This window comes from Faecalicatena orotica (genome assembly GCF_003149245.1).
GTDB classification, from domain to species: domain Bacteria; phylum Bacillota; class Clostridia; order Lachnospirales; family Lachnospiraceae; genus Faecalicatena_A; species Faecalicatena_A orotica.
On record NZ_QGDL01000013.1, the window covers coordinates 58432 to 70388 of the forward strand.

Sequence of the window (11957 nt, forward strand, 5' to 3'; positions counted from 1 at the left end):
ATCACACCTCCTTCTTTGTCCCGGCCAGTTCCCCGAACGTGGTCGGCCTGACAGGCGGTCGGTCCGTACTTCCGGTCAGGGTATCCGGAGCGCTGCCAAGTTCCTCGGCCAGAATGCGGCTGACAAGCTTTCCGCAGGTTCTGCCCTGGCAGAGTCCCATGCCGGCACGGCATCTTCTTTTTACTTCCGTGACAGTGGTCGCTTTCTTATTGCGGATCGCATCCCGGACTTCCCCGGCCGTGATCTCCTCACAGCGGCATACGATCACATCATCGTCCAGTACGCCTTCCGGCTCCACATTTTCAAAGCCTTTCCCTGGTTCCGGCAGAACGAGCCTTCTCATGGTCCTGACGTCATCCACCTTATCCGTAGGGACTGCCAGCGTAATCACAGGAGTATGGTCATTTTTCTTTGGATTCATGACTCTTACCACCGTACCTTCACAGACATATTCACCGGCCCTGCTCAAAGCCTCTGCCTTGTCTCCTTTTTCCGGGAGAGGCAGGTATTCGAAAGGAAAACTAATTAGAGCCTCCGATTCGGAATAGGTCTTATCCACAACGAAAATAGCGAGTCCGGAGCAGGCTGCCACACAGGAGCCGCAGCCGGTACAGCTGTCCTCATCGATTCTTGGAGTATTGGTGATCGGGGTTCCGATTTTAATCGCATGGAACGGACACGCCGCCTCACACGGATTACAGGGAATCTCCTGCACACATTCCGCAATTGCAACCGGGCCTCTGGCAAAACGTTCCTCACTCGGCCAGCCGTTTGCAGAGACGATTTCTTCTCTGGAAGGATAGCCGTCGTATATCAATCCTCTTTGTTTTTCCATTACATGGTCACCCCCATTTCTATCACACGGTTTTTTGCATTCATGCGCCGCTCCCCGAAGGGTCCCTGGCGCAGGGATGCGAGCCGGTCTCTGATTTCCTCTTTTTTCTGTTCTGCATCTGCCCGGTTTAAATGCCCAAGTGCACAGGAGACGGATACTGCGGCAAGGCGTCCCTCGTCCATTGCGGTGCTGGCTTCTTCCACACCCGCCGTATCACCGGCCACGTAGATGCCCTCCACACTCGTTTCCATATCTGTATTATGGATGGGCATGAAACCGCCGAGCTCCGGAATAAAGCCATGCTTTACTCCCGCCATCTGTGCAAGTTCGCTTAAGGGCCTTAATCCCACTGCAACGCAGATGGTATCGACGTCAATCTTTCGTTCCGTACCTTTTAAAATCTGTCCGTTTTCGAATCGGGCTATGACGGCTTCCTCTACCCGGTCACTGCCTCTGGCCTCTGCTATTGTATGGCCTATGAAAAACGGTACTCCGGCTCTTTTTAACTTCGCTGCATGGACACCGTATGCACCGATCCGCGGCATTCCTTCCACGATTCCCACAACATCTGCCCCTGCCTGCAGGAGCTGGTAGGCAACAATGACGCCTACATTGCCGGAGCCGATCATTAGAATTCTTTTTCCGGGCAGCACCCGGTTTACATTTACCATTGTCTGGGCCGCGCCGGCACCCATGACTCCCGGGTAAGTCCATCCCGGAAAACGAAGCGGGTTTTCCGCACCACCGGTACAGATGAGAATACTCTGAGCCTCTACTGTTTCTGTGATGCCGTTTCGCAGCACAGCAACCCTTTTTCCTGCGAAAATGCCGATCACCGAGCTCTCCAGCCAGACTTCAACGCCTAGCTCTTCGGTTTCTTTTAAGAGCTGCTTTCCGATTTCAAATCCGCGGATACCTGCGCTGTGCGCCTGTGACCCGAAAAACTTATGGAGCTGTTTGAAAAACTGTCCTCCGGCGGTCCTGTTCTCATCGACCAGAAGGACTTGACATCCATTTTTCGTCGCTTCGATCGCTGCTGCAAGACCGGCCGGGCCGGCACCGATAATTACAACTTCTCTTTTCATGGCTTCTTCCTCCCGTAACCTTCCTGTGTTTCGACGGTCATGCCATCCTCCACCGGAGTGATGCACGTCCTTACGTTTGCCTTGCCGTTTACCGTCATGACACAGTCCGTACACTGACCGATTCCGCAGAAAATACCGCGTGGTTTGTGCTCTTTTGCTGTATATCTGTGGATTTTAATCCCGTTTGCAAGCAGGACGGCCGCAATCATTTCGCCCTTCTTTGCCTGCATTACTTTTCCGTCCACGGTGATCTCTACAAATTCTTCGCAATTATCTTCACCCAGTATGGGATGATTTTTTACCCGCATTTCATCCATTTCACTGCCTCCTGTTTTATGTTTTACGCCAGCTGGTATCCCATCGGGAAAATATCTTCCGGGTCCAGCATAAATGTGTGGATTCCTGTTATAAACGCCCGTCCCCTGACTTCAGGAAGGACTGCCGGCAGACCGCCTACTTCAGCGTCATCAACATAGGTACATTCAAATCTTCCGCCGATGATGCTCTCATGGGTAAAAGACTCTCCCTTTTTGATTGCACCCTTCTTCGCCAGCACCGACAGTTTGGCGGATGTCCCGGTTCCGCACGGGGAGCGGTCGATGGCTCCGGGCGGGATTACAACGGCATTTCGGATGAGGTTCGGTTCGTCCTTGCTGTTTTCATAAAACTCTACGTGGGTCACATGATTTGCAAAAGGAATCTCAGGATGCACAACCCGGATCTGCTGGTTAATATAGCTTTTTAACAGATTTCCGGTTTCAATAATTTTTCCGGAGTTCTTCGGTTCCAGAATCAATCCTGCAGAGGCAGCGGGCAGAATCGCATAAATATTGCCACCGTATGCAATATCCAGTGTCAGCGGTCCGAATTCTTCCGTGTCAACGGTCACATTTTCTGCCATCACAAATGCCGGTGCATTTAAAAATGAAACGCTCCTGGCCTCCCCGTTTACAACTTCAATCTTGAGCCTGACAAGACCGGCGGCGGTGTCCAGAGTGACATATGTAAAGGGCTCCGTTACTTCAATCATTCCGGATTCAACGAGGGCGGTTCCGACACCGATCGTGTCATGGCCGCACATCGGCATCCAGCCGCCGACTTCAAAATAAAGCACCCCAATATCGGCTTCTTCGCGGCAGGGGGAAGTAATGATCGTTCCGGACATGACTTCATTGCCTCTTGGCTCATACGTTAGAAGCTGCCTGACCCAGTCACCTTCCGTCCTCATATACTGAAGCTTCTCCAGCATCGTATTACCCTTAATGTATGGAATCCCGCCCAATACATTTCTTGTCGGTTCTCCGCTGGTGTGAGTGTCAATCGTATGAAACGTCTTTTTAATTTTCAAAAATTTTTCCTCCTTCACGAAAATTTGTATACGATTCAATTATTTGTATACATTTATACTGTTAACTTCATTCTATCATTCTTTCTGACAAAAACAAGTGGCGAATTTCATTTTTGTGAATTATTTTTGCTTGAATGTGAAAAAAATAACTTAAAATGTTGCTCGAAATGAAAAATAAGCAATAAAAGCATCATTATTGTGAAATATTTGTTTATGTAAATGAATTTACAAGCCTAGTAAGAGATATACCTAAATACTTAACGAGGTATTTTACGAGTTTAGTATTTATGGTATAATGCTCGCACTTGGCGAGGTATTTACGAGGCTAGTAAGAAATAAACCTAAATACTTAACGAGGTATTTCACGAGTTTAGTATTTATGGTATAATGCTCGCACTTGGCGAGGTATTTACGAGGCTAGTAAGACATACACCTAAATACTTAACGAGGTATTTCACGAGTTTAGTATTTATGGTACAATAGAAAAACCGGCAGGTCCCGGGGACGGATAAGATTTCACCTTCGGGACTGCCAAATACTGAGATTTCATCCAGAAAGGAGACTATCAATATGAGTCAGGCCGATACGATCGGAGAAAAAATAAAAGCAATCCGCACCTCACAAAATCTGACATTAAAGCAGTTAAGTGAACTGACAGGATTGTCCACAGGCTTTCTGTCACAGCTGGAGAGGGGGCTGTCGTCCATTGCAGTGGACAGTCTCGAGGTGATAGCAAATGCCTTAAACGTAAACCTCGGTGTTTTTTTTGACAGCTATTCCGAAAAAAACGATGAACCTGTCATGTACAGTTTTTCACAGCGCTATAACCAGACGGCGTCCAAGATTTTTCAGGCTGTCCTGAACCACGATGTGTCATCCTTTGCAATGCTGCCAAGACTCACCCAGCTCATGCCCCAGGCCAATCTGGATGAAGAAGAGCTTGAGATGTATAACCATAAAGGCGAAGAATTCATCTATGTACTCGAAGGTACGGTCACACTCCTTTTAGACTCCCAGAGATACACATTAAATCCGGGCGACTGCGTACAGTTTTCATCCAATAAAGACCATAACTGGATGAACTGTACCAACAAGATAGTTAAACTATTAACTGTTAATATTCCGAGTCCTTTTTACGAAGAAAAAGAGTAAAATTGTGCATATTGTACAAAAATAGCAGGAACAAGGCCAGGCTCTGAGGCAGAGGGCAGGGCCTTTTTTAGTATCTGGACTGCAAAGGGGTCAGACCCTTTTGCGCTTATCTGTCTTGTCACCTGTAAACTTATATGCTATAATAGTGAAAATTTACCGCAGATTTTATCTGCAAGTGAAATCCGCCGGTTTAGCGGGCGGGGGAAGGTGTGAAAAAGATGTCTATAGTTGATGAGATTCATGCATTGAAAAAGGAAAAGAATGCAGTTATACTGGCACATTATTATGTGAATCCGGAGGTTCAGGATATCGCCGATTATATAGGGGATTCTTTCTATCTCAGTAAAGTGGCTGTCGGTTTGAAGGAGCAGACGATTGTGTTCTGTGGGGTATCGTTTATGGGAGAGAGCGCGAAGATCCTGAATCCGGAGAAGACGGTCCTGATGCCGGATGCGTCTGCTGATTGTGCAATGGCGCATATGGCCGATGAGGAGACAATTCAAAGGGTGCGCAGGGAATACGATGATCTGGCGGTCGTGTGTTACATTAATTCAACCGCGGAGTTAAAAGAACTGTCTGACGTTTGCGTTACTTCGGCAAATGCGGTGAAGATCGTGAAAGCGCTGCCGAATAAGAACATATTTTTTATCCCGGACAGGAATCTGGCACATTTTGTAGCGGAGCAGGTACCGGAGAAGCATTTTGTATACAATGAAGGATACTGTCCTGTTCATGAAAGAATGAGAATAGATGAAATTGTGAGAGCGAAGGAAGCATACCCGGGAGCGCTCGTCCTGACCCATCCGGAGTGCCCGAAAGCCATACTGGACATCTCTGATTACATAGGAAGTACAAGTGGGATTATCGATTATGCGGCAAAGAGCGACTGCGGGGAATTTATAATATGTACGGAAAACGGTGTCCGCCATAAGCTCGAACAGGACAACCCCGGAAAGAAGTTTTATTTTACGGAGACAGAGCCCGTCTGTCAGGACATGAAGACTATCACATTGGAAAAGATACGTCATGTCTTAAAGACAGGCGACAATGAAGTTCATGTGTCAGATGCACGCAGAGAAAATTCCAGAAAACCTCTGGAGAGGATGCTTGAACTGGCAAAATAGGAAAAGCTCGGGGAGGCTGGTTATGGAAATAAAGACAGACATCGTAATCGTAGGCACGGGTGTGGCCGGTTTATTTGCTGCACTGAATCTGCCGAAAGACAAGAAAATAGTCATGATCACAAAATCAGATCTGGAAAGCAGTGATTCATTTCTGGCACAGGGGGGGATCTGCGTCCTGAGGGGCGAAGAAGATTACGATAGTTATTTTGCAGACACCATGAATGCGGGGCACAATGAAAACCGCGGGGAGTCTGTGGAGATTATGATTAAAAGTTCCCCGGATATTATAAATGACCTGGTAGGCTATGGCGTTGAGTTCGAGAAAAATGGTGAGGAATTTGCCTATACCCGCGAGGGGGCCCACTCTAGGCCGAGAATACTGTACCACAAAGATATTACCGGAAGAGAGATTACAAGCAAGCTTCTGGCACAGGTAAAGAAGCTTGAGAATGTTACGATTCTGGAATACACGACTATGACAGATATTATAGAAGAAAATGAAAAATGCACAGGGATTATCACCGATAAGGGAGAGATCCGCGCAGACTTTACAATTCTGGCGAGCGGCGGGATCGGTGGAAGGTACAGGCATTCCACGAATTTTCCGCATCTGACGGGTGATGCGCTGGATATCTCGAAAAACCACGGGATCAGGCTGGAGCATCTCGATTATGTACAGATTCATCCGACAACGCTCTACTCAAAGAAACCCGGGAGGCGTTTCCTGATCTCTGAGTCAGTCCGCGGCGAAGGTGCCGTGCTGTACAACAAGGACAAAAAACGTTTTGTGGACGAACTTCTTCCGAGGGATGTAGTGACTCAGGCCATCCACGAGCAGATGGAGAAGGACGGGACAGACTATGTCTGGCTCTCAATGGAAAACATCGATACAGAGACGATCATGTCTCATTTTCCGAATATTTACCAGCACTGTCTGGAAGAAGGATTTGACGTGACAAAAGAATGCATTCCGGTGGTACCGGCGCAGCATTATTTCATGGGAGGAATCTGGGTGGATTCAGACAGCAGGACCTCGATGGAAAAATTATTTGCGGTGGGTGAGACAAGCTGCAACGGGGTGCATGGCGCCAACCGGCTGGCAAGCAATTCCCTGCTCGAGAGTCTTGTATTTGCAAAACGCGCGGCATCGAAAATCAGGGAAGAGTATCATGTACCAGAACGTTTTCCTGATAAAATGTAAAAAAGGAGATATTAGAAATGAATAAGATTACAATGACACTTCAGGCAGACAACTTAATCTTAGAAGCCTTGAAAGAAGATATATCAAGCGAGGATGTTACAACAAATTCGGTTATGAAAGAGGCCGTGAAAGGCGAAGTCGAACTGATCTGCAAGCAGGATGGAATCATTGCGGGACTCGACGTATTTAAAAGAGTTTTTGAACTTCTGGATGAACAGGTGGAAGTGGAATTCTATTGTCAGGATGGTGATGAGGTTAAAAACGGACAGCTGATGGGAAAAGTGATTGGAGATATCCGGGTCCTTTTATCCGGGGAGAGAGTTGCGCTGAATTATCTCCAGAGGATGAGCGGGATTGCTACATATACACATTCTGTTGCAGCACTTCTGGAAGGAAGCAAAACAAAGCTTCTGGATACAAGGAAAACAACACCGAACATGCGCATTTTTGAAAAATATGCCGTACGTGTCGGGGGCGGATATAATCATAGATATAACCTGTCTGACGGAGTGCTTTTAAAGGATAATCATATCGGTGCGGCAGGAAGCGTAACAAAGGCCGTTCAGATGGCAAAAGAATATGCGCCGTTTGTACGGAAAATTGAGGTGGAAGTAGAGAATCTGGATATGGTAAAAGAAGCTGTAGAAGCAGGCGCGGACATTATCATGCTTGACAACATGACGACAGAAGAGATGCAGGAGGCAATCCGCGTGATCGGTGGAAGGGCCGAGACAGAATGCTCCGGGAATGTGACAAAGGAAAATATCAGCCGGATTACATCTCTTGGTGTAGATTACGTGTCCAGCGGGGCACTGACACATTCAGCCCCAATACTGGATATTTCACTGAAGAATCTGCATGCAGTATAACAAGGGGAACCAAATTTGCAGAAAAAATCAGGAGGTGACAGCGTCAGATGATGACAGGCCCAGAACGAAGAAGTGATATAATCAGCCGTATCAAAAACAGTGCTGTACCGGTTTCCGGCAAGGCGCTGGCACAGGCTTACGAGGTAAGCCGCCAGGTTATCGTACAGGATATCGCATTGATCCGCGCATCCGGTCACGATATTATTTCTACAAATCGCGGTTATATACTCAACGCACCGAATATCGCCAGCAGGACATTCAAAGTTCAGCACACGGATGACGAACTGGAAAACGAACTATGTTCCATCGTAGACCTCGGCGGCAGGATCGTGAATGTTATGATCAACCACAGGGTGTACGGACACATGGAGGCAGTTTTAAATATCAACTCCAGACGGAAGGTGATGGAGTTTATGGAAGATATCAAAAGCGGGAAATCAAGTCCGCTTAAGAACATCACGTCCAACTATCACTACCATAAAGTAGAGGCAGAAAATGAAGAAACACTGGATTTGATTGAGGAAATGCTCATCAGGAAAGGATTTCTGATTCAGAATTAAAAAAGCCGGGGCATCTGGCTCCGGCGGAGAAAGGAATGAAAAGAAAATATATGTTAAAAAGCATCTCTGCTTTGTATGATTATAAGATAACCTTTATTTGTGATAAAACTGTGATGCCGAAATTAAGAGTTTGTAAAGGAATCATTAACACTTACTGAACTATTGATTTGGTTCCGTACGACAGGGGGGCCAGTCAGGTATTCAGCCAGATTTCCTGCTGACTTTCATAAGAACTGCCTTGACATTCCGATTTTGCTGTGATACGCTTTTTAACAGACCAAATAGAATATTCACTTGGAAAACGCAGTGACGAAGAGAGTAACCTGAAGGACATTCTACAGAGAAATCCCACATAAACCCGGTCAGGGTTCCCAGCTGAGAGGGATGAATGAAGCACAGGCGAACATGGCTTCCGAGCGGCGCACCGAACGTAGGACAGTACGAAAGAATGCAGGGCCATCATGAACGGAAGGGCCGGTTATTTGTCCTGTGCAAGGCTGCGATGGGTTCGCCCTTTACAGCGAGGAAGTGCTGACGGCATATCTAACAGATGCATACGGCACTTGCTGAGGTTCTGTCCGTGAGGAGAGAGCAAAGTAGAAGTGGTAACACGGATAACTCCGTCTTCTTAACAAAAGAAGGCGGTTTTTTTATTTCATAGGAAAGTACTCCTATGAAATAAAAAGCCCTCCGGGGGATGCGCACTGCGGCGTATAAGGTAGATGTCGCGATGCGACCGCCGCAGGCGCGAGTTTCGCAAGCGAAACTCTATTTTATTTTACAAAACTTCAAAAAGGTACAGGGCTCTCAGCGTTTTGGTACACCACAAAAGTTAATTAGGGACGTAGTAAACCTTAAAAAGATTACGTCCCCAAGGAGGGTTTTAGGATGGACAAGTATTATATTACAACCGCGATTGCCTATACGTCAGGCAAGCCGCACATCGGAAACACATACGAAATTGTTCTTGCGGATGCAATTGCAAGATACAAGCGAAGCCAGGGATTTGATGTGTTTTTCCAGACTGGCACAGATGAGCATGGTCAGAAGATTGAGTTAAAGGCAGAAGAGGCCGGAATTACACCAAAGGAATTTGTTGACGGTGTTGCCGGTGATATCAAGAGAATCTGGGACCTGATGGATACTTCTTATGATAAGTTTATCCGTACGACTGACGATTATCATGAGAAACAGGTTCAGAAGATTTTCAAGAAGTTATATGACAAGGGTGATATTTACAAGGGGCATTATGAGGGCATGTACTGTACTCCGTGTGAGTCTTTCTTTACAGAGTCTCAGTTAGTGGATGGAAAATGTCCTGACTGTGGTCGTGAGGTTCAGCCTGCGAAAGAGGAGGCTTACTTCTTTAAGATGAGCAAATATGCAGACCGCCTGATCGAGCATATCAATACACATCCGGAATTTATTCAGCCGGTATCACGTAAAAATGAGATGATGAATAACTTCCTGCTTCCGGGACTTCAGGATCTGTGTGTGTCCAGAACTTCCTTTAAATGGGGAATTCCTGTGGATTTTGATCCGAAGCATGTTGTCTATGTGTGGCTAGACGCCCTTACCAACTACATCACGGGCATCGGATATGACTGTGACGGTGAGTGTACGGACCAGTTTAAGAAGGACTGGCCGGCGGACCTGCATTTGATCGGAAAAGATATCATCCGTTTCCACACGATTTACTGGCCGATTTTTCTGATGGCTCTGGACCTTCCTCTGCCGAAACAGATTTTCGGGCACCCGTGGCTGCTGCAGGGTGATGGCAAGATGAGCAAGTCTAAAGGAAATGTGCTCTATGCCGATGAACTGGTTGATTTCTTTGGTGTTGACGCCGTGCGCTACTTTGTTCTCCACGAAATGCCGTTCGAAAATGACGGTGTCATTTCCTGGGAGCTGATGGTAGAGCGTCTGAACTCAGACCTTGCAAATACGCTCGGAAATCTGGTAAACCGTACTGTTTCCATGACAAATAAATACTTCGGTGGTGTCGTATCCGATAAAGGCGCAGCAGAAGAAGTCGACGCAGACTTAAAGGCTGTAGTTGAGAACACACCAAAGACTGTTAAAGATAAAATGGATGACCTCCGGGTTGCAGATGCGATCACAGAAATATTCAATCTGTTCAAACGCTGCAACAAATATATTGACGAAACAATGCCGTGGGTACTTGCAAAAGATGAAGAGAAAAAAGACAGGCTGGAGACCGTACTCTGGAATCTGATCCAGAGCATTTCCGCAGGTGCAGTCCTTCTGGAATCCTTCATGCCATCCACAAGCAAGAAAATTCTGGCTCAGCTCAATAACGGCCATGTAACAGACAAGCCGGAAATTCTCTTCCAGAGGCTGGACCTGGAAGAAGTAATGAAAAAAGTCGAGGAACTTCACCCTCAGGCAGAGGAAACTTCAGAAAATGCAGAGGATGAGAATGTGATCGACATCGAGACAAAGCCGGAAATCACATTTGAAGAGTTCGGTGCAATGCAGTTTCAGGTAGGCGAAATTATTGCCTGTGAAGCAGTAAAAAAATCCAAAAAACTACTTTGCTCCCAAGTGAAAATCGGAAGTCAGGTAAAACAAATCGTTTCCGGAATTAAGAACTATTACTCTCCAGAAGAAATGGTTGGCAAAAAAGTCATGGTACTTGTCAACTTAAAACCAGCCAAACTTGCGGGGGTATTGTCAGAGGGAATGCTGCTTTGTGCAGAAGATGCAGAGGGCAACCTGGCATTAATGACACCTGAGAAAAACATGCCATCAGGAGCGGAAATTCGTTAAAAACATATGTGAAAAAAATAACGGGGGACGTAGTATTTCTAAGGAAGGCTACGTCCCCAATTAAAAGCCTTTTTCTTTTTTTATGATGTAAAGTGGCCGTTTTTTTGTCTCCATGTAATCTTTTGATATATACTGTCCGAGTACGGATATGAACAGCAGCTGTATTCCATTCAGGATGAGGATCAGCAGTATGATCAGCATGACCCCGTTCAGGGCGTATCCGAAAAATATTGTGCGGACTGCGGCGGTGATTCCGAGGATGATTCCGAGGATGAGCAGGAGGATTCCCGTGCTCCCGGCCAGTCTGACCGGGGCGGTTGAGAAGGAGTATATCCCGTCCAGTGCGTATTTAAACAGGCTTTTCAGGTTCCATTTGCTGTCTCCGGCGGCCCGTTCGACATTGTGGAACGGGATCCATTTGGTGTCAAATCCGATAAAGGAGAAGATCCCTTTCATATACCGGTTATATTCCTTAAATTCGAGAATCGAATCGGCCATCGCCCGGTTCATCATTCTAAAGTCGCCCGCGCCGTCGCTCATATTGAGGTCGCACAGCCGGTTGATTACTTTATAGAAGTTCCGCGAAAGAAAATTCCGGACTTTTCCTTCGCCCTCTCGGTCTTCGCGGAATCCGGCACAGCAGTCGTAGCCTTCGTTTTTGAGGACATCGTACATTTCCTTGAGCAAGGAAGGGGGATGCTGGAGGTCTGCATCCATGAAAACGCAGTACTCACCGCAGGCATGCTGTAATCCCGCATACATGGCGGCCTCTTTGCCAAAATTTCTGGAAAAGGAAAGGTACTTGCAGCGCTTGTCCTTATAGACAAGGCTCTCCAGTATCTCAGGCGTGTGGTCCCGGCTGCCGTCATCTATAAAAATGAATTCGCACTCTGCTGTTTCGATTTCCCGTACCGCTTTTTCTGTCTCCTCATAAAAGAGAAGGAGCACCTGTTCTTCGTTGTAGCAGGGGACAATGATACTGATTCTGTCCAT

General features: G+C 46.8%; 12 protein-coding genes. 7 read left to right on the forward strand and 5 right to left on the reverse strand.

Features of this window, described 5'->3' with window-relative positions:
• Nucleotide 1: 1 nt before the first annotated feature.
• From A8806_RS19280 to A8806_RS19295, 4 genes are read right to left on the reverse strand one after another with little or no spacing between them, the layout of a single operon-like run.
• Nucleotides 2-835 carry a (2Fe-2S)-binding protein gene (locus A8806_RS19280; RefSeq protein WP_109732804.1) on the reverse strand — a complete coding sequence of 278 codons (834 nt, stop codon included), beginning with the start codon at nt 833-835 and terminating at the stop codon, nt 2-4.
• Nucleotides 835-1920 carry an NAD(P)/FAD-dependent oxidoreductase gene (locus A8806_RS19285; RefSeq protein WP_109732805.1) on the reverse strand — a complete coding sequence of 362 codons (1086 nt, stop codon included), beginning with the start codon at nt 1918-1920 and terminating at the stop codon, nt 835-837. The genes A8806_RS19280 and A8806_RS19285 overlap by 1 nt, the downstream gene beginning before the upstream one ends.
• Complete coding sequence (locus A8806_RS19290; RefSeq protein ID WP_207657872.1) at nt 1917-2237, reverse strand: (2Fe-2S)-binding protein; 321 nt, start codon at nt 2235-2237, stop codon at nt 1917-1919. The genes A8806_RS19285 and A8806_RS19290 overlap by 4 nt, the downstream gene beginning before the upstream one ends.
• Nucleotides 2238-2260: 23 nt before the next feature.
• The gene (locus A8806_RS19295) at nt 2261-3268 is read right to left on the reverse strand and encodes a proline racemase family protein (RefSeq protein ID WP_109732806.1); all 1008 of its coding nucleotides are present in this window, start codon (nt 3266-3268) and stop codon (nt 2261-2263) included.
• Nucleotides 3269-3838: 570 nt separating this feature from the next.
• On the opposite strand from A8806_RS19295, the gene A8806_RS19300 reads away from it, so the two are divergent.
• The 7 genes from A8806_RS19300 to metG all read left to right on the forward strand — a co-directional run bounded on the left by A8806_RS19300 (nt 3839) and on the right by metG (nt 10964).
• Nucleotides 3839-4420, forward strand: a complete 582-nt coding sequence (locus A8806_RS19300; RefSeq protein ID WP_109732807.1) for a helix-turn-helix domain-containing protein — start codon at nt 3839-3841, stop codon at nt 4418-4420.
• 218 nt (nt 4421-4638) lie between these two features.
• On the forward strand, nt 4639-5544 hold the full coding sequence (gene nadA / locus A8806_RS19305; RefSeq protein ID WP_109732808.1) for a quinolinate synthase NadA: 906 nt from the start codon (nt 4639-4641) through the stop codon (nt 5542-5544).
• A 22-nt stretch (nt 5545-5566) separates the two neighbouring features.
• On the forward strand, nt 5567-6745 hold the full coding sequence (locus tag A8806_RS19310) for an L-aspartate oxidase (protein WP_109732809.1): 1179 nt from the start codon (nt 5567-5569) through the stop codon (nt 6743-6745).
• A 17-nt stretch (nt 6746-6762) separates the two neighbouring features.
• On the forward strand, nt 6763-7614 hold the full coding sequence (nadC, locus tag A8806_RS19315; protein WP_109732810.1) for a carboxylating nicotinate-nucleotide diphosphorylase: 852 nt from the start codon (nt 6763-6765) through the stop codon (nt 7612-7614).
• Nucleotides 7615-7664: 50 nt separating this feature from the next.
• Nucleotides 7665-8174, forward strand: a complete 510-nt coding sequence (locus tag A8806_RS19320; RefSeq protein ID WP_109732899.1) for a transcription repressor NadR — start codon at nt 7665-7667, stop codon at nt 8172-8174.
• A gap of 388 nt (nt 8175-8562) precedes the next feature.
• The gene (locus tag A8806_RS26300) at nt 8563-8709 is read left to right on the forward strand and encodes a hypothetical protein (RefSeq protein WP_181368797.1); all 147 of its coding nucleotides are present in this window, start codon (nt 8563-8565) and stop codon (nt 8707-8709) included.
• A gap of 353 nt (nt 8710-9062) precedes the next feature.
• Nucleotides 9063-10964, forward strand: coding sequence for a methionine--tRNA ligase (gene metG / locus A8806_RS19325; protein ID WP_109732811.1), 1902 nt, complete (start codon nt 9063-9065; stop codon nt 10962-10964).
• A 60-nt stretch (nt 10965-11024) separates the two neighbouring features.
• On the opposite strand, the gene A8806_RS19330 is transcribed toward metG, so the two are convergent.
• On the reverse strand, nt 11025-11957 hold the full coding sequence (locus A8806_RS19330; RefSeq protein ID WP_109732812.1) for a glycosyltransferase family 2 protein: 933 nt from the start codon (nt 11955-11957) through the stop codon (nt 11025-11027).